The sequence below is a fragment of the Ancylobacter sp. TS-1 genome (genome assembly GCF_009223885.1).
In the GTDB taxonomy this organism is placed as follows: domain Bacteria; phylum Pseudomonadota; class Alphaproteobacteria; order Rhizobiales; family Xanthobacteraceae; genus Ancylobacter.
This window is the reverse complement of record NZ_CP045144.1, coordinates 940,614-957,708: the sequence shown is the minus strand read 5'-3', so window position 1 is coordinate 957,708 and position 17,095 is coordinate 940,614. Positions and strand designations below refer to the sequence as shown.

Below are 17,095 nucleotides of genomic sequence, written 5' to 3'. Positions count from 1 at the left end.
TCTCAACCGGCCGCGCGGGCCGGCGCGGCGGGCGCCAGCAAAGCGCGCGTCGCTGCGGCGACGTCGGCCTGCCGCATCAAGCTCTCGCCGACGAGGATGGTGTCGATCCGCACCGCCGCCAGACGGGCGATGTCCGCCGGCGTGAAGATACCGCTCTCGCCGACGATGACGCGATCGGCCGGGATGCGGGGGGCGAGGCGCTCCGAGGTCTCCAGCGTCACCTCGAAATTGCGCAGATTGCGGTTGTTGATGCCGACGAGCCGCGCCGGCAGCTCCAGCGCGCGGTCCAGTTCGGCGTCGTCGTGCACTTCGACCAGCGCGTCCATGCCGAGGCCGTGGGCGGTGTCGACGAGATCGCGCGCCAGCGCGTCGTCGACGGAGGCCATGATGACGAGGATGCAGTCGGCGCCCCAGCTGCGTGCCTCGAACACCTGATAGGTGTCGTGCATGAAGTCCTTGCGCAGCGCGGGAAGCGCGCAGGCCGCCCGTGCGGCGACGAGGAATTCCGGCGCGCCCTGGAAGGAGGGCTTGTCGGTGAGAACGGACAGGCAGGCCGCGCCGCCCGCCTCATAGGCGCTCGCCAGTGCCGGCGGGTCGAAATCGGCGCGGATCAGCCCCTTGGACGGGCTCGCCTTCTTGATCTCGGCGATCAGTGCTGTGCGCCCGGCGGCGATCTTCGCCTCGATGGCTTTGAGAAAGCCGCGCGCGGGCGGCTGCGCCTCGGCGCTAGCGCGCAACTGTTCGAGCGGGCGCGCGGCCTTGGCGCTCGCGATCTCCTCGCGCTTGTAGGCGCCGATGCGTTCGAGAATATCGCCCATGTTCCCGGTTCCCCTCACTCGACCGCCGCGAGAGCGGAGACCGCAATCAGGGTCTCCAGCGCCTTCGCCGCGTGCCCGCCCTTCAGGCTGGCGCGGGCGCGTTCGAGGCCGGCGCCAAGCTCCGGAGCCTTGCCGGCAACGACCAGCGCGGCGGCGGCGTTGAGCAGGGCGACGTCGGCATAGGCGCTCGGCTCGCCGTCGAGCACGGCGCGCAGCGCCAGTGCATTGGCGGCGCCGTCGCCGCCCTTGAGGGATTCGGGCGTCGCGCGGGCGAGGCCGTACTCCTCCGGCGCGATCTCGAAGGTGCGGATGGCGCCGTCCTTCAGCTCGGCGACGGAGGTCGGGCCGGTGGTGGTGATCTCGTCCAGCCCGTCCGAGCCGTGCACGACCCATGCATGGGCCGAGCCCAGCGTGCGCAGCACTTCGGCGATCGGCTCGACCCAGGCGCGGGCGAACACGCCGACCATCTGCCGGGTGACGCCGGCCGGGTTCGACAGCGGGCCGATGAGGTTGAAGATGGTGCGGGTGCCGAGTTCCACGCGGGTCGGCCCGACATGCTTCATCGCCGGGTGGTGCGCCGGGGCGAACATGAAGCCGATGCCGGCCTCGCTTATGCAGTGGCCGATCTGCTCCGGCGTGAGGTCGATCTTCACGCCCAGCGCCATCAGCACGTCGGCGGCGCCGGACTTCGACGACAGCGCACGGTTGCCGTGCTTGGCGACCGGCACGCCCGCGCCGGCGACGATGAAGGAAGCGCAGGTCGAGATGTTGTAGGAGCCCGAGGCGTCGCCGCCGGTGCCCACCACATCCACCGCCTCGGCCGGCGCCTCGACGCGCAGCATCTTGGCGCGCATGGTCGAGACCGCGCCTGCGATCTCCTCGACATCCTCGCCGCGCACGCGCAGCGCCATGAGGATGGCGCCGATCTGCGAGGGCGTGGCCTCGCCCGACATCATCACGTCGAAGGCGGCGGCCGCCTCCGCACGCGTCAGCGTGGTGCCGGTGGCCAGCTTGCCGATGATGGGCTTGAGGTTGTCCATGTGTCCCCGCGTTGTCCCGGCGCGTCCCCGCCTGTCGTCTTGGCTTATGCCGCCTGCTTCCGGCCCGGGCCGGCGTTCCAGTCCCGCGCCAGGTCGAGGAAGTTCTTCAGAATGGTCTTGCCGTGCTCGGAGGCGATGCTCTCGGGGTGGAACTGCACGCCGTAGACCGGCAGGTTCCGGTGCGAGAGGCCCATGATGAGCCCGTCATCGGTCTCGGCGGTGATGGCGAGTTCCGCCGGCAGGGTGTCGCGCTTGACCACCAGCGAGTGGTAGCGCGTCGCCTTGAGCGGACCGTTGATGCCGCGGAACACACCTTCGCCCCTGTGGGCGATCTGAGACAGCTTGCCGTGGATCGGCTGCGGGGCGCGCACCACGTCGCCGCCGAACACCTGCCCGATGGCCTGATGGCCGAGGCAGACGCCGAACACCGGCACGCCTTCCTTCGCCGCGCGCTCGATCAGCGCGCAGGAGATGCCGGCCTCGTTCGGCGTCGCCGGACCCGGCGAGATGACGATGGCTTCCGGCTTCATGGCCATGGCCTCGTCGACGGTGAGGGTGTCGTTGCGGCGCACCTCCACCTCGGCGCCGAGTCCGCCGATATAGTGGACGAGGTTCCAGGTGAAGCTGTCGTAATTGTCGATGAGCAGGATCATCGTGCGTCCATCCGCCGGCCGCATGCCGGCTGCAAAAGCTCTAGGGGGTCATCCGGCGCGGGGTCAAGCCGCGCCGTCCGGTGGCGTGTTCTATCGCCAGCCCCGCCATCGCTCGTGACGCATGCGTCCGCCCGCCGCCATCACTGCCCCCGGCCGGAACGGGCGGCGAAGCGCACCGCTTCCTCGGCGGCGCGGAACAGGGCACTGGCCTTGTTGACGCATTCCTGCTGCTCGCTCTCCGGCACCGAGTCGTAGACGATGCCGGCGCCGGCCTGCGCGTACATGCGCCCGTCCTTCACCACGGCGGTACGCAGCACGATGCAGGTATCCATCTCGCCGTCGGCGCCGAAATAGCCGATGGCGCCGGCATAGATGCCGCGCTTGTCGCTCTCCAGCTCGTCGATGATCTCCATGGCGCGCACCTTCGGCGCCCCCGAGACCGTGCCGGCCGGGAAGCCGGCGGTGAGCGCGTCGAGCGCATCGCGGCGCGGGTCGATCTCGCCCTCGACATTGGAGACGATGTGCATGACCTGGCTGTAGCGCTCGACGAAGAAGCTGTCGGTGACATGCACCGAGCCGATCCTCGCGACGCGGCCGACATCGTTGCGGCCGAGGTCGAGCAGCATCAGGTGCTCGGCGCGCTCCTTCGGATCGGCCAGCAGTTCCTCTTCCAGCGCCTTGTCCTCATGCGGGGTGGCACCGCGCCGGCGGGTGCCGGCGATGGGACGGATGGTGACGGTGTTGTCGCGCAGCCGGACGAGGATTTCCGGCGAGGAACACACCAGCGAGAAGCCGCCGAAGTTGAAATAGACGAGGAAGGGCGCCGGGTTGATCCGCCGCAGCGCGCGGTAGAGCGAGAACGGCGGCAGCGCGAACGGTGCCTCGAAACGCTGCGACAGCACCACCTGGAAGATGTCGCCGGCGCGGATGTATTCCTTCGCCCGCTCCACCATGTCGCGATAGGCGGTGGGGGCGGTGTTGGACTGCGCCGCCACCGGCTGATGGAAGGCGTCCTCGCTCGGCAGGTTGGGCAGCGCGCTGTCGAGCGCGGCGACGACCTTCTCCAGACGCTCGCGCGCCGTCTCATAGGCGGCGTGGGCGGGGATGCCGGCCTCCGGACGCACCGGCGTGACCACGGTGATCTCGTCGCGCACGGCGTCGAACACCACCATCACGGTCGGGCGGATGAAGATGGAATCCGGTACGTCGATGACGTCGGGCTTGGCGTCCGGCAGGCGCTCCATCTGGCGCACCATGTCGTAGCCGAGATAGCCGAACACGCCCGCCGCCATGGGCGGGGCGCCCTCGGGCAGGTGGATGCGCGATTCCTCGACCAGCTTGCGCAGCGAGACCAGCGGCTTGTCGGGGCAGGGCTCGAAGGCCTGCGCATCAAGGGCGGCGCGGCGGTTGATCTCGGCCCGGTCGCCATGGCAGCGCCAGATCACGTCCGGCTCGATGCCGATCATCGAGTAGCGCCCGCGCGTGGCGCCGCCCTCGACCGATTCGAGCAGGAAGCTGTTGGCCCGCTCGCCGGCGATCTTGAGGAAGGCCGAGACGGGGGTCTCCAGGTCGGCGATCAGCGTGGTCGTGACGACCTGCGCCTCGCCGCGCTGATAGGTGGCGGCGAAGGCGTCCGCTTCGGGAATAAGGCTCATGACCCGCGTTCCGCCTCAGTTCACCGCGTCAGTGCCGACGATCTGGTCGAGCGCGGCGCGGTTGATGCGGGCGCCGAGAATGCCCTGCAGTTCGACGAGATATTCCGTCATCAGGTCGTTCTCGAGGCTCTGGCGCACGTCGGCCATCAGCTTCTCGTCCGGCGCGCCGGCGGTGGGCACGCTGACGCGCAGCACCTGGAACAAGAGGCGGCTGTCGCCGCCTTCGGCGAGGCTGCTGCCGACGCTGCCCTCGGGCGTCTCGAACACGGCGGCCATGATGTCCTGCGGCACGCCGTCGGCGGTGCGCCCACGGCGCAGGCCGTTGGCGGCACGCAGTTCGAGACCCGCCTCGTTGACGGCCTGGTCGAAGGGCGTTCCGGCGGCCACCTTGGCCTTGATCGCCTCGACCTTGGCGTCGAGCGCCTCGGCGGTCTTGTCCTGCTTCCAGCGTTCGAGCACCTGGGCGCGGGCCTCCTCGAAGGTGCGCTCGCGCGGCGGGGTGATCGATTCCACCTCGTACCAGACATAGCCGCCGGGCTGGCCGGCGTTCTGCGGCAGCGTGACGGGGTCGTTCTCGGCGCCGACATCGGAGGCGAAGGCGCCGCGCAGCACCTCGGCGCGGCCCGGCAGGTCGGCGATGGTGCTGCCGTCCGGCGCGCGGCCCTGAAGGTCGGTGTCGACGGACTGGAGCGTCAGGCCGGCCCGGCCGGCGATCTCGGCGAGCTGGGCGCCGCTGGCGCGGTCGTCCTCGACCGCATCGTACTTGGTCAGCATGGCGCGGCGCGCCGCGTCGAGCTGAAGCTGGGTGCGGATATCCCCCGCCACATCCGCCAGCGGGCGGGTGCTGCCGGGCGTGATCGCGCCGACATGGACGATGACCGGGCCGAAGCGGCCGGTGACGACGCCGCTGGTGCCATCGGCGGGCAGCGAGAAGGCGGCGTCCGCCACGGCCTTGTCGATCATGTCGCCGCGCGTCACGTCGCCGAGGTCGACGTCCCGGGGCTCCAGCTTGCGCTCGGCCACGATGTCGGCGAAGGCCGTTCCGGCCGCGATGCGGTCGGCGGCCGCCTTGGCCTCGTCCGCATTGGGGAAGACGATCTGCTGCACCACGCGCCGTTCGGGCGTGCCGTAGGAGGCGAGGTTCGCCTGATAGGCGGCCTCGACCTCGGCATCGGTGACGCTCTCGCTGCTTGCCAGCGCCTGCGGCGTCAGCACCAGAACGGCGATCTTGCGGAATTCCGGCGCGCGGAAGGCGGCCTTGCGGGCGTCGAAGAAGGCGCGCAGCTCCTCGTCCGAAGGATCGGCCGGGGCGGTGAGGGCGGCGGCGGTCAGCATCGCGTAGTTGACCGAGCGTTCCTCGCTCTCATAGCGGGCGATGGCGTCCTTCAGCGTCTGCGGCACGTCGATGCCGCCACCCAGCGACTGGATCAGCTGCTGGCGCAGCGCCAGCGAACGCTCGGCGGCGACGAAGCGCGCTTCGGTGAAGCCGTTGGAGCGCAGGAGCTGGGCGAAGTAGTTCGGGTCGAAGCTGCCGCCGGGGCCGAAGAAGGCGGGGTTCGACTGCACGCGGCGGGCGATCTCTGCGTCGGACAGGGCGAGGCCGAGCGACTTCGCCTGATCGTTGAGGGCGGCTTCCGCGAGCTGCTCGTTGAGAAGCTGGTCGGGAATGCCGAAGGCGCGCGCCTGATCGGGCGTGATGCCGCGCTTGAGCTGCTGGCTGATCTGCTGCAGGCGCTCCTGATAGATCTGGCGGAACTCCGGCACGGTGATCTCGGTGTCGCCGATCGTCGCCAGCGTCTGGGTGCCGAAGCCGCGGAACACGTCCGCTATGCCCCACACGGCAAAGCTGACGATGAGCAGGCCCATCAGGATCTTGGCGACAATTCCGGAAGCGCTCTTGCGCAGCGTCTTAAGCATCTAGGTTCTCGTCTGGCGTCGTGCGGGCGAAAGGCCCGGGAGCGCGAAAGGCGCGCATAATAGGGAGCCGCCCGGCCCGCCGCAACGGCACCGCGCACCATTTGCCGGCGCCATGACACCCTGTTAACGCCGCGGCACTCTGCTATGAGGGGTGTTGCGTGGCGTTTTTGTGAAAGGTGAGTGACGGCATGTCGAAGCGTCGTCCGCTGGTGGCCGGCAACTGGAAGATGCACGGCCTCAAGGCATCCATTGCCGAGTTCGGCCGCATCAGCGCGGGCTACGATCCCGCGCTCCGGGCGAAGGTCGATCTGCTGGTCTGTCCGCCGGCGACGCTGATGTCGGCGCTCGCCGTCGTGGCGCTCGGCACCCGCATCGGTATTGGCGGGCAGGACTGCCACACCAAGGCCGCCGGCGCCTATACCGGCGACATTTCCGCCGAGATGATCGCCGATACCGGCGCCTCGGCCGTCATTCTCGGCCATTCCGAGCGCCGCTCCGAGCATGGCGAGACCGATGCCCTGGCGCGGGCCAAGGTCGAGGCGGCCTGGCGCGCCGGCCTCGTCGCCGTTCTGTGCGTCGGCGAGACCCATGCCGAACGCGAGTCGTTCCGCGCGCTCGACGTGGTGCGCAGCCAGCTCGCCGGCTCGGTGCCGGACGGGGCCACGGCCGCCAATCTCGTCGTCGCCTATGAGCCGGTCTGGGCCATCGGCACCGGCCTGACGCCCACCGCCGCCGACATCGCCGAGATGCACGCCCTGCTGCGCAGCGAGCTGATCGCCCGCTTCGGCCATGAGGGCAGGGGCATGCGCCTGCTCTATGGCGGATCGGTCAAACCGGAGAACGCGGCGGAGATTCTGTCCATCGCGGATGTGGACGGCGCCCTCGTCGGCGGAGCCAGCCTGAAGGCGGAGTCTTTTCTCGCCATTGCGCATGCCTATCTATAGGCGTGCCGCGCGGCGTTTCGCCGATCGGTGCGGCGTATGGCGCGGCGGCTGGAAACCCCGGACGCAATCGTGTAGGAACGCGCCCAAAGATTGCGGCGGGTGCTTTGCGCTCGCCCTCGCACGAGCATTTTGAAGGCGTCAGATGCAAACCGTAATCATCGTCATCCATCTCATGGTCGTGCTGGCCCTTATCGGCGTCGTGCTGATCCAGCGTTCGGAAGGCGGCGGCCTCGGCATTGGTGGCGGCGGCGGTGGCGGCGGTGGCGGCTTCTTCAGCGCCCGCGGCACGGCCAACGTGCTGACCCGCGCGACGGCGATCCTGGCGGGGCTGTTCTTCATCACCAGCCTGTCGCTGACGATTCTCGCCGGCTGGGGTCGCGGCCCGACCACCATCTTCACCGCGCCCGCTTCCGTTCCCGGCGCTCCCTCGGCGCCCGCGCCCGGCAGTTCGGTGCTCGACCAGCTCAACGCGGCCCAGCCGGCCCCGCCCGCCGCTCCGGCGGTTCCCTCGGCGCCGCAGTCGCAGTAATCCCGGCACGGTCCCGATTTCCCCTCCGGTCCGGGCCGCGTTTCGTTTACCCACAGGCGGGAGCCCGTTCGGCAAGACGGGCTCTCGTCGAATCGCGTTTTTGCCGTTAGAAACCGAATTCCATGGCGCGCTATATTTTCATCACCGGCGGCGTCGTGTCCTCGCTTGGCAAGGGCCTCGCCTCCGCCGCTCTCGGTGCATTGCTGCAGGCCCGTGGTTACAAGACCCGGCTGCGCAAGCTGGACCCCTACCTCAATGTCGATCCGGGCACGATGAGCCCGTATCAGCACGGCGAGGTTTTCGTCACCGATGACGGCGCCGAGACCGACCTCGACCTCGGACACTACGAGCGCTTCACCGGACGTCCGGCGACCAAGCAGGACAACATCACCACCGGCCGCATCTATCAGGACATCCTGACCAAGGAGCGCCGTGGCGACTATCTCGGCGCCACGATCCAGGTGATCCCGCACGTCACCAACGCCATCAAGGAATTCGTGCTCTCGGGCAACGAGGGCTACGACTTCGTGCTGGTGGAGATCGGCGGCACGGTCGGCGACATCGAGGCGATGCCCTTCCTCGAGGCGATCCGCCAGATCGGCAACGAGCTGCCGCGCAGGCACTGCATCTACATCCACCTTACCCTGTTGCCCTTCATCCCCTCGGCCGGCGAGCTGAAGACCAAGCCGACCCAGCATTCGGTGAAGGAGCTGCGCTCCATCGGCATCGCGCCCGACATCCTGCTCTGCCGCACCGATCGCGAGATTCCGCGCGAGGAGCGCCGCAAGCTCGGCCTGTTCTGCAATGTGCGCGAGAGCGCGGTGATCGAGGCGCGCGACGCCGACAGCATCTATGCCGTGCCGTCCGCCTATCACGAGGCGGGGCTCGACGGCGAAGTGCTGGCGGCCTTCGGCATCGAGCCGGCGCCCGAGCCCGACCTGTCGCGCTGGAAGAAGGTCGAGGCGGGCGTCCGCAACCCGGAAGGGGCGGTGACGATCGCCATCGTCGGCAAGTACACGGGCATGAAGGACGCCTACAAGTCCCTCATCGAGGCGCTGACCCATGGCGGGCTCGCCAACAATGTCCGCGTCAATCTCGACTGGATCGAGAGCGAGATCTTCGAGCGCGAGGATCCCTCGCCCTTCCTCGAGCACGTGCACGGCATCCTCGTGCCGGGCGGCTTCGGCCAGCGCGGCGCCGAGGGCAAGATCCGCGCGGCGCAGTTCGCCCGCGAGCGGCGCGTGCCCTATCTCGGCATCTGCTTCGGCATGCAGATGGCGGTGATCGAGGCGACGCGGAACCTTGCCGGCGTCGCCCAGGCCAATTCCACCGAATTCGGCCCGACGCCGGAGCCGGTGGTCGGCCTGCTCACCGAATGGCTGCGCGGCAACGAGCTGGAGAAGCGCGGCCTCGGCGGCGATCTCGGCGGCACGATGCGGCTCGGCGCCTATCCCGCCAGCCTCGCCGAGGGCAGCCGGGTGGCGGGCATCTACGGCGCCAGCGACATTTCCGAGCGCCATCGCCACCGCTACGAGGTCAACATGGCCTACCGCGAGCGGCTGGAGGCCTGCGGCATGCTTTTCTCGGGCCTGTCGCCCGACGGCCTGCTGCCGGAGATCATCGAATATCCGGACCATCCGTGGTTCGTCGGCGTGCAGTTCCACCCGGAGCTGAAGTCGCGCCCCTTCGCGCCGCATCCGCTGTTCGCCTCCTTCATCGGCGCGGCGGCGGTGCAAAGCCGGCTGTTCTAGCCCGCTACCTCCCGCCGTGGCCGGACCGGCCGCGGCAGGTCGCTTCCGGCGACCGGGAAGCCTCACCCCGACCGGGAAACACGCGGGACGGGCAATCGAGGCTGGATTCCCGCGTTCGCCGCGTGCTCCAATCGCGCATGGGATGTCGGACCGGAGGCCATGCGCGTCCGGTCGTCAGGGGAGGAGTGCGCTGGTGGCTCGCGGTCTCGATCACGTCGTCCATGTCGTCCGCGATCTTGAAGCGGCGGGCGAACTCTACGACATGCTCGGCTTCACGGTCGGCACGCGCAACCGCCATCCCTGGGGCACCGACAACCGGATCGTCCAGATGCCGGGCTTCTTCGTCGAGCTTCTGGAGATCGCCCAGCCCGAGGCCATCGTGCCGCACGGCGAATCGAGCTTCTCGTTCGGCGCCTTCAACCGCGATTTTCTCGCCGAGGTCGGGCCGGGCCTGTCGATGCTGGTGCTGGAGGGCAACGAACCCGCCGCCGACAAGCTTGAATTCGACACCGCCGGCTTTGGCGGGCTCGACCTGTTCGACTTCGCCCGCCAGGGCAAGCGGCCGGACGGCTCGGAGGTCGAGGTGGCGTTCTCGCTGGCTTTCGCCCGCGAGGCGGCCTCGCCCCATGCCGGCTTCTTCACCAGCCTGCAGCGCCGTCCCGAGAATTTCTGGGCACCGGACCTTCAGCGCCACATGAACGGCACCACCGGCATTGCCGGCGTCGTGCTGACGGCACCCGAGCCGGCCGCCCATCTCGATTTCCTGTCGGTCTTCGTCGGGGTCGATTTCCGCCGGGCGGTGGATGGCTGGTACATCGCCCGGACTCCGCGCGGCGATATCGATCTGATGAGCCCCGCGCTGTTCACCGAGCGCTTCGGGGTCGCCGCGCCGGCCGGGCCAGGGCTGCGGCTGGCGGCGCTGCGCTTCGCGGTGGGCGACATTGCGCGGCTGCGGCGTCAGGTGTCGTCCACGCGCATGGCGGCCGAGGAAATCGAGGGGCTGGTCGTGGTGGGTCCGAAGGCGGCGCTCGGGGCGACGCTGGCCTTCGAGCCAGCCGCCTGAACGCCGGCAGCCGCCTGAATAGCCGATTGAAGAAAGCGAAATAACGAAAGGCCCGGAATCGCTTCCGGGCCTTTTCTCATGTGTCGGATGTACGCTGGCCGGGCTGCCGGGCCTGGGCCCGGCGCCCGGGGGCGATCAGCTGCTGACCTTCTCCGGAACCGCTTCGACCTGCGGCACGGCGCGGCCGGGCAGCAGCGCCAGCGCCCGCGTGCGCAGCGCGCTCCAGGTGGCGAAGGCGTTCAGCGGCGAGCCTTCCAGCCAGCCGATACCGGCCGCAGCCACGAAGGGCAGGCTCTGCACGGCGAGGGCGAGGGCGAACAGGTCGACCTCCACCACCGCATGCCAGTTGGTCATGCGCAGCGCGATCGCGGCGAGCAGCAGGCCGGCGCCGATGATCGCCTCCGGCAGGGCCGGGAAGGCGCGGGCGGCATCCGCCAGCCAGGAGCCCTTGGCGGTGCGGGCGAAGGCGAGGTCCTTGTAGCGGAAGCTGTCATAGACCGCCTTGGCCACGGTGAACTGCACCGCCATGGCCGCGAAGGCCGCGCCGAGCATGCGCACCGGGGTCGTCGCCACGCGCAGCCGGTAGAGCGCGATGAAGTGCAGCACATAGATGCCGAAGCAGAACAGGATCGGCACGGTGAGGATGCGCTGCGGCACGGCGATACCGAGGCCGAGGACCAGCGGCACCCACAGCAGCGACAGGATCGCCACCAGCGCGCCCACGCTCTCCGAGCCGAGCCAGCTCACCCAGCCGATGGAGAACTCGCGGCGCTGGGCCGGGGTCAGGCGGGTGCCACCGGTCGGCAGCATGCGCCGCCAGTGCTTCTTGATGATCTGCATGCCGCCATAGGCCCAGCGGTGGCGCTGCTTCTTGAACGAGGCGAAGTCGTCCGGCAGCAGGCCCCAGCCATAGCGTTCATTGGTGTAGTGGCTCTTCCAGCCGCGCTCGACGATGGCGAGGCCGAGATCGGTGTCCTCGCAGATCGTGTCGCTCGACCAGTCGCCGGCCTCGACCATGGCGGCGCGGCGCATCAGGCACATGGTGCCGTGCACGACGATGGCGTCATGCTCGTTGCGCTGGACCATGCCGATGTCGAAGAAGCCGGCATATTCGGTGTTCATCGCCTCGTGCAGCAGGCTGCGGTTGGCGTCGCGGTGGTCCTGCGGCGCCTGCACGATGCCGACGGTCGGGTCCTCGAAGGACGGGACGAGTTCCATCAGCCAGTTGGGGTCGACCACATAGTCGGCGTCGATGATGCCGATGATCTCGGCATCCGGCGCGGTCTGCAGCATGGCGGCACGCAGCGCGCCGGCCTTGAAGCCCTCGACCTTCGGCAGGTTGATGAACTTGAAGCGGTCGCCGAGTTCGCGGCAATAGGCCTCGATCGGCTCCCAATAGGCCGGGTCCGGCGTGTTGTTGATGATGACCAGGCACTCGAAGTTCGGCCAGTTGAGCCGAGCGACGCCGTCGAGCGTCTGCTTCAGCATCTCCGGCGGCTCCTTGTAGGCCGGGATATGGATCGAGACCTTGGGCGTGCGCGAGGGGGCGACGACGTCGCTCCGGCGCAGCAGGCGGCGGGGCGAGCGGCCGAAGGCGATGGTGGCGAGTTCCTCGACCCGGTAGAGCATGACCACGACCAGGGGCACCAGCAGCACGAGACTGACGACGAAGGTCACCTTGTTGCCGCCGACCACGTAATGGGTAAGCCAGTGGTCGGTCACGGTGGCGATCCACGCGCCGACCAGGTTGGCGGCGCCGATCATCACGATCGCCTGCGTCATGGTCAGCCGCGCGAAGCGGAACACCGGCAGCGAGAAGGCGATGCCGAGCAGCAGCGCGATGGCGGCGGTCGCGGTGTAGGTCGCCGGGGTGATCGGGCCGGAAAGCGGGAACTTCAGCTCGCGGTCGGCGTCGAGGACGCCCCAGTACTGGCCGACGCTGCCCTCGAAGCTCTTCCACGGGGCGTCGAACGCCTCGATCAGGTTGTATTCGATGCCGAGCGCGTCGGCGCGGGCCGCGAAGTCGCGGATGATCTTGCCCTGCTCAAGCTCGCCGGGCATCGCGCTGTCGCGGTTGTAGCCCTGGCTCGGCCAGCCGAACTCGGCGATGACGATGCGCTTGCCGGGATAGGCGGCGCGCAGGCGGTCATAGATGGAGATGACGTGGTCGACGACCCGCTCGGACGGGATGCCCTCCCAGTAGGGGAGCATGTGGGCGGCGATGTAGTCGACGGCGGAGACCAGTTCGGGATGGTCGAGCCAGACGTCCCACGTCTCGCCGGTCGTGACCGGCACGTTGGTCTCGCGCTTGACGCGGCGGATGGTCTCGATGAGCTGCTCGGGCGTGCGCTCGGCGCGCAGGATTGACTCGTTGCCGACCACGATGCCGACGACGTTGGAATTCTTCTTCGCGGCGTCGATGGCGTTGGCGATTTCGCGCTCGTTGCGCTGCTCGTCCTCGTCCAGCCAGGCGCCGACCGTGGTCTTCAGGCCCTTCTCGGCGGCGATCTTGGCCACGAGGTCGAGATTGCCGGTCGAGGCGTAGGTGCGGACCGCGCGGGTATAGGGGGCCACCGCCGCGACATCGGCGCGGATCTGCGCCTCGGTTGTCGCTTCGCCCTTGTCGGGGTTGGTATCACGCCCATAGGGCGCGAAGGACATGCTCTGGAAGCGATCGGGAACGGACGGAGCCGTTACCTCCTCGCGCAGGGCAAGCCACACAAAGGCATTTACGCACGTGACGACCGCAAGCGCAGCGGCAGCGACACGGACAGCGGGGCGCATGAGACAAACCCACGGAACGAAGGGAGGGTGACGGACGGAATATAGTACAGTTTCGACGCAGTTGCAGCATTCTCGTCGCCGCATCGCGACAGGCGCGATTTGTCTTTCGAAAATGCCGCTTCGGTGCTGAAACGCGTCGAAACGGATAATTGTTCCGCACTATGGCAAGCCCATGTCGCGCTGATGTCGGGCGCCGGGCTGTCGCGCGAATTTATTGCGCAGGACGAAGGCCCTGCGCCGGTATCGGCTACTGCGCGGGCGCCTTGGCCGGGGCCGCCGCCGGGGCCGGCGGGGGCGCGTCCGGGTTGACCCAGCAGGCATGCACGCGCTCGGACAGGCGCTCCTGCGCCTTGCTGTCGATGTTGCCCTGCCGCACGAGGCAGCGGAACGCGATCTTGAGATGCTCGGTCGGGCAGCCGAAGCGCTCGTAAAGCTCCATGTGGCGTCGGGCGGTGTCGATGTCGTCGCGCCACAGCAGCATGGCGATGCGCCGGCCGCTCCACACGCATTCGGGCAGGCCGGCATTGCCGGGCAGCTTGGCGGCTTCGGCGAATTCCTCGACCGAGCGGCGCTGGGCCTCCTCCTTCGCCTGCTCCTCCGGCGACTTCTGCTCGGCCGGCTTCTGCTCCGGCGCGGCGCTCTGCGCGTGGCCGGCGACGGGGGCCGCGGCCATCAGGATGAAGCCGCCGAACAGGGCGGCGGCGAGGGGATGTACGGAGCACAACATGGGGGAAACGTCACACGCGAGAGAGGAAACACCGGACCGACTTGGACAGTAGGAGAACCGGTGGAATTTGTCAGCATGACGGCGCTGCGGCGAGGCGTCTGTGCGCGCAAAATTCTGCCTCTTTCCAAACGCCTCTTGCCGCGGCTCGAAACCCCCGCTACCGGGCATGACCACTGGTCGTTCGCCCTTCGGAGAAATCCCGCATGCGATTGCCTCTCGCGCTTGCCGCCGTCGTCTGCGCGGCAATCGTCGCCGTCTGGGCGTGGCTCGGGCAGCCGGTTCCGGCGCCCGCCTCGCCGCTGGCAGCGGGCGAGAAGCTGCCCTGCGTCTCCTATGCGCCATTTCGTCCCGGTCAGGACCCGTTCACCCCGGCGATCGACATCACCCCGGCGCAGGTCGACGACGACCTCGCCCGGCTGGCGAAGATCACCCATTGCGTGCGCACCTATTCCTCGACGCAGGCGAGCCTCGATTCCGTGCCCGAGCTTGCGCGCAAGCACGGCTTGACCGTGCTGCAGGGGATCTGGATTGCCCGCGATCCGGTCGCCAACCGGCGCGAGATCGACGGCGCGGTGAAGCTGGCGCAGGAGAACCCTGACGTCGTGAAGGCGGTCATCGTCGGCAACGAGGTGCTGCTGCGCGGCGAGCAGTCGGCCAACGACATCGCGGTCTTCCTCAAGGAAGTGAAGGGCAAGGTGCCGGCCGGCGTCGACGTCACCTATGCCGATGTCTGGGAGTTCTGGGAACGCAACCGGGGGCTGGCGGATTCGGTCGACTTCGTCACCGTGCACATCCTGCCGTTCTGGGAGGACCTGCCGGTGGCGGCGGACGTGTCCGTCGCCCATCTCGGCGAGATCCGCGAGCATGTCGGCGAGATCTTCGCCGGCAAGGAGATCCTGATCGGCGAGACCGGCTGGCCGAGCGAGGGGCGCATGCGCGAGGGCGCGCTGCCCTCGCCCTCCAACCAGGCGCTGGTGATCCAGCAATTGCTGGCGCTCGCCAAGGAGAAGAATTACCGCCTCAACGTCATCGAGGCTTTCGACCAGCCGTGGAAGCGCCAGCTCGAAGGCACGGTGGGCGGTCACTGGGGTTTCCTCGACGCCTATACGCGCGATTTCAAGTTCGCCTGGGGCGAGGCGGTGTCCGACCATCCGGCCTGGAAGCTACAGGCGGCCATCGGCGCGCTGTTCGCCGGCCTCGTCTTCGCCGCCGCCGGACTGGCGAACCGCCGCTCGGCGGGGGGCACGCTCGCCGCGCGCGGCTGGCTAGCTGTGGCGGGCCTCGCGCTGGCGTCCGGGCTGACTTATGGCCGCATGCTCGCCAGCGTGCCGGTCGAGAGCCTGGGCGTCGGCGGCTGGGTCCGGGGCGGCGCGCTGATCGCGCTGGCGACGCTGGTTCCGCTGGCGAGCGCGTTTGCCATCGGCGCCCGTGCGCGGCTGGTGACGCTGACGCTGGCGCTCAACCCGGCCGCGACGCCGGGGGCGACGCTGCTGGAGCGCGCGCTCGCCTTCCTGCTGGCGGCCTCGCTGGTGCTGGCGGCGCAGATCGCGCTCGGGCTGGTCTTCGATCCCCGCTACAAGGACTTCCAGTTCGCCGGGCTGACCCCGATCGTCGCCGGTTTCGCCTTCCAGTCGCTGGTGGCGGCGGCGTGGTGCGAGCGCGCCGACCGGCAGGCCGAAGCCGTCGCCGCCATGGTGTTCGTCGGCAGCGGACTCTACGTCGTCTTCAACGAGACGCTGGCGAACTGGCAGGCGCTGTGGACCGGCACGCTGTTCGTGGTGCTGGGGCTTACCCTTTGGCGCCTCGCCACGGCCGGGCGAAGGATATGAGCAGCAGCCCGCCGGCGAGCCCGGCGAGGTTGTTGTTGTAGAAAACGAGCCCCATCGCAGTCGCCATCAAAGCGAGGGTGAACATCGCCAGCGAGGGCCGCAGGAACTGGATGGCGGCCGCCACCACCGCGACGATGCCGAAGGCCGACTGGCTGAACAGGGTGATGACCAGCGCCCGCGTCTCGCAGGTCGCGGTCTCGACGCCCCGGCAGGCGAGGCCGACCGCCGACTGCTCCAGCAGCGCGTAGCGCACATAGATCGCCCAGCCGAGCGCGAAGGCGCCCAGCGCGATGATGACGTTGGTGGCGCGGGCGCCGGGCAGGAAGCTGCGATTGGCCAAGGCGGCATGTCCCCGTTCGGCGGTGGTCGCGGTGGTCGGGCGCGCCATCCATCGCATGGCCAACCCGGGTCGATCAATGCGCGGGACGCGGCCGTCGTTCCGGGCGGGTCGCCAGTATCACCCCGCCGAGGATCAGCACGAAGCCGACGAGATGGTAGAGGTGCAGTTCCTCGCCGAGCACCAGCACCGCCAGCAGCACGCCATAGACCGGCATGACATAGAGGAAGGTCGCCGTTACCGGCGCGCCCGCCACCTTCACGCAGTACTGGTAGAGGCCGAAGGCCAGCACCGAGGGCGAAATGGCGAGGAAGACGATGGCGCCCCACGCCTGCCATCCGGTCGGGAAGGGGGCGCCGGAGGCCGTCTCCCACAGGGCGAAGGGCGCCAGCAGCGCGGTGCCGGCAACCGCATTGGCGGTGAAGGTCGGCAGCGGGCCCATCTGGTTCAGCGGGCCGTTGCGCAGCATCAGCGAATAGGCGGCCCAGGAGGTGGCGGCCACCAATATGCCGAGATCGCCGCTGTTGAAGTGCAGGCCGAACAGGCGGCCGTGCTCGCCATGCACGGTGATGAGCGCGATGCCGGCGAAGCCCGCCACCGTGCCGACAAGCCGGATCGCGGAAAGCCGGCGCCGGGCCAGCAGCGCGTCCAGCACTACGATCATGATGGTGGAGGTGGTGTAGATCAGCGTCGCATTGGTGGCGGTGGTGCTCTGGAGCGCGACATAGACATTGCCGCCGCACAGCACCATGCCGAGCGTGCCGAGCAGCAGGATGCGCCGCCATTCGCTGACCAGTAGCCGGCGGAAGCGGATCAGCGTCGCTGCTGTCAGCGGCAGCAGGATCGCCACGGCGATGAACCAGCGCCAGAAGGCCAGCGACCAGGGCGGCACCGCGCCGGCCACCGCCCGCCCGATGATCAGGTTGGTCGAGAAGAACAGCGGCATCAGAAGCAGCGCCGCCAGCGCCTGCGGGTCGCGGGCGAGGGAGGGCGGCGATGCGGGGAGGGGACTCGGCGCGGGATCGTCCATGGGCCGTCCTGATACACG

The 17,095-nt window shown here is 69.1% G+C and carries 14 protein-coding genes; 5 read left to right on the top strand and 9 right to left on the bottom strand.

Features of this window, described 5'->3' with window-relative positions; all coding sequences use genetic code 11:
* Positions 1–2: 2 nt before the first annotated feature.
* The 5 genes from trpC to GBB76_RS04670 form a co-directional block, all read right to left on the bottom strand.
* The gene (gene trpC, locus GBB76_RS04690) at positions 3–818 is read right to left on the bottom strand and encodes an indole-3-glycerol phosphate synthase TrpC (RefSeq protein WP_152302220.1); all 816 of its coding nucleotides are present in this window, start codon (positions 816–818) and stop codon (positions 3–5) included.
* A gap of 14 nt (positions 819–832) precedes the next feature.
* Entirely contained in the window at positions 833–1,858 is a 1,026-nt protein-coding gene (gene trpD / locus GBB76_RS04685; protein WP_152302219.1) for an anthranilate phosphoribosyltransferase, read from the bottom strand.
* A 44-nt stretch (positions 1,859–1,902) separates the two neighbouring features.
* A complete protein-coding gene (locus GBB76_RS04680) occupies positions 1,903–2,511 on the bottom strand; it encodes an aminodeoxychorismate/anthranilate synthase component II (RefSeq protein WP_152302218.1) in 609 nt (202 codons plus the stop codon).
* A 140-nt stretch (positions 2,512–2,651) separates the two neighbouring features.
* Positions 2,652–4,166 (bottom strand): anthranilate synthase component I, encoded by a 1,515-nt coding sequence (gene trpE, locus GBB76_RS04675; RefSeq protein ID WP_152302217.1) that lies wholly within the window; start codon positions 4,164–4,166, stop codon positions 2,652–2,654.
* 15 nt (positions 4,167–4,181) lie between these two features.
* Positions 4,182–6,083 carry a peptidylprolyl isomerase gene (locus GBB76_RS04670; RefSeq protein ID WP_152302216.1) on the bottom strand — a complete coding sequence of 634 codons (1,902 nt, stop codon included), beginning with the start codon at positions 6,081–6,083 and terminating at the stop codon, positions 4,182–4,184.
* A 188-nt stretch (positions 6,084–6,271) separates the two neighbouring features.
* On the opposite strand from GBB76_RS04670, the gene tpiA reads away from it, so the two are divergent.
* From tpiA to GBB76_RS04650, 4 genes are all read left to right on the top strand, one after another.
* Complete coding sequence (tpiA, locus tag GBB76_RS04665; RefSeq protein ID WP_152302215.1) at positions 6,272–7,027, top strand: triose-phosphate isomerase; 756 nt, start codon at positions 6,272–6,274, stop codon at positions 7,025–7,027.
* Between the two features lie 142 nt (positions 7,028–7,169).
* Complete coding sequence (gene secG, locus GBB76_RS04660) at positions 7,170–7,556, top strand: preprotein translocase subunit SecG (RefSeq protein WP_152302214.1); 387 nt, start codon at positions 7,170–7,172, stop codon at positions 7,554–7,556.
* A 122-nt stretch (positions 7,557–7,678) separates the two neighbouring features.
* The gene (locus GBB76_RS04655) at positions 7,679–9,307 is read left to right on the top strand and encodes a CTP synthase (RefSeq protein WP_152302213.1); all 1,629 of its coding nucleotides are present in this window, start codon (positions 7,679–7,681) and stop codon (positions 9,305–9,307) included.
* 193 nt (positions 9,308–9,500) lie between these two features.
* Positions 9,501–10,370 (top strand): VOC family protein, encoded by an 870-nt coding sequence (locus GBB76_RS04650; protein WP_246669040.1) that lies wholly within the window; start codon positions 9,501–9,503, stop codon positions 10,368–10,370.
* A gap of 135 nt (positions 10,371–10,505) precedes the next feature.
* Here GBB76_RS04650 and GBB76_RS04645 read toward each other — a convergent pair whose 3' ends face one another.
* A complete protein-coding gene (locus GBB76_RS04645; protein WP_152302211.1) occupies positions 10,506–13,031 on the bottom strand; it encodes a glycosyltransferase in 2,526 nt (841 codons plus the stop codon).
* 370 nt (positions 13,032–13,401) lie between these two features.
* Positions 13,402–13,881 (bottom strand): hypothetical protein, encoded by a 480-nt coding sequence (locus GBB76_RS04640; RefSeq protein ID WP_152302210.1) that lies wholly within the window; start codon positions 13,879–13,881, stop codon positions 13,402–13,404.
* 203 nt (positions 13,882–14,084) lie between these two features.
* Between GBB76_RS04640 and GBB76_RS04635 the strand changes: the two genes are divergently transcribed.
* Positions 14,085–15,710, top strand: a complete 1,626-nt coding sequence (locus GBB76_RS04635) for a beta-1,6-glucan synthase (RefSeq protein ID WP_152302209.1) — start codon at positions 14,085–14,087, stop codon at positions 15,708–15,710.
* On the opposite strand, the gene GBB76_RS04630 is transcribed toward GBB76_RS04635, so the two are convergent.
* Both GBB76_RS04630 and GBB76_RS04625 read right to left on the bottom strand, forming a co-directional pair.
* Positions 15,670–16,050, bottom strand: a complete 381-nt coding sequence (locus tag GBB76_RS04630) for a hypothetical protein (protein ID WP_152302208.1) — start codon at positions 16,048–16,050, stop codon at positions 15,670–15,672. The genes GBB76_RS04635 and GBB76_RS04630 overlap by 41 nt on opposite strands.
* Before the next feature lie 73 nt (positions 16,051–16,123).
* Positions 16,124–17,077 carry a DMT family transporter gene (locus GBB76_RS04625; protein ID WP_162375479.1) on the bottom strand — a complete coding sequence of 318 codons (954 nt, stop codon included), beginning with the start codon at positions 17,075–17,077 and terminating at the stop codon, positions 16,124–16,126.
* Positions 17,078–17,095 lie beyond the last annotated feature (18 nt).

Excerpts from the sequence above, each read along its gene's own strand:
- trpC (WP_152302220.1), bottom strand. The coding sequence starts at position 818 with ATGGGCGATATTCTCGAACGCATCGGCGCCTACAAGCGCGAGGAGATC.
- trpD (WP_152302219.1), bottom strand. The coding sequence starts at position 1,858 with ATGGACAACCTCAAGCCCATCATCGGCAAGCTGGCCACCGGCACCACG.
- GBB76_RS04680 (WP_152302218.1), bottom strand. The coding sequence starts at position 2,511 with ATGATCCTGCTCATCGACAATTACGACAGCTTCACCTGGAACCTCGTC.
- trpE (WP_152302217.1), bottom strand. The coding sequence starts at position 4,166 with ATGAGCCTTATTCCCGAAGCGGACGCCTTCGCCGCCACCTATCAGCGC.
- GBB76_RS04670 (WP_152302216.1), bottom strand. The coding sequence starts at position 6,083 with ATGCTTAAGACGCTGCGCAAGAGCGCTTCCGGAATTGTCGCCAAGATC.
- tpiA (WP_152302215.1), top strand. The coding sequence starts at position 6,272 with ATGTCGAAGCGTCGTCCGCTGGTGGCCGGCAACTGGAAGATGCACGGC.
- secG (WP_152302214.1), top strand. The coding sequence starts at position 7,170 with ATGCAAACCGTAATCATCGTCATCCATCTCATGGTCGTGCTGGCCCTT.
- GBB76_RS04655 (WP_152302213.1), top strand. The coding sequence starts at position 7,679 with ATGGCGCGCTATATTTTCATCACCGGCGGCGTCGTGTCCTCGCTTGGC.
- GBB76_RS04645 (WP_152302211.1), bottom strand. The coding sequence starts at position 13,031 with ATGTCCTTCGCGCCCTATGGGCGTGATACCAACCCCGACAAGGGCGAA.
- GBB76_RS04640 (WP_152302210.1), bottom strand. The coding sequence starts at position 13,881 with ATGTTGTGCTCCGTACATCCCCTCGCCGCCGCCCTGTTCGGCGGCTTC.
- GBB76_RS04635 (WP_152302209.1), top strand. The coding sequence starts at position 14,085 with ATGCGATTGCCTCTCGCGCTTGCCGCCGTCGTCTGCGCGGCAATCGTC.
- GBB76_RS04625 (WP_162375479.1), bottom strand. The coding sequence starts at position 17,077 with ATGGACGATCCCGCGCCGAGTCCCCTCCCCGCATCGCCGCCCTCCCTC.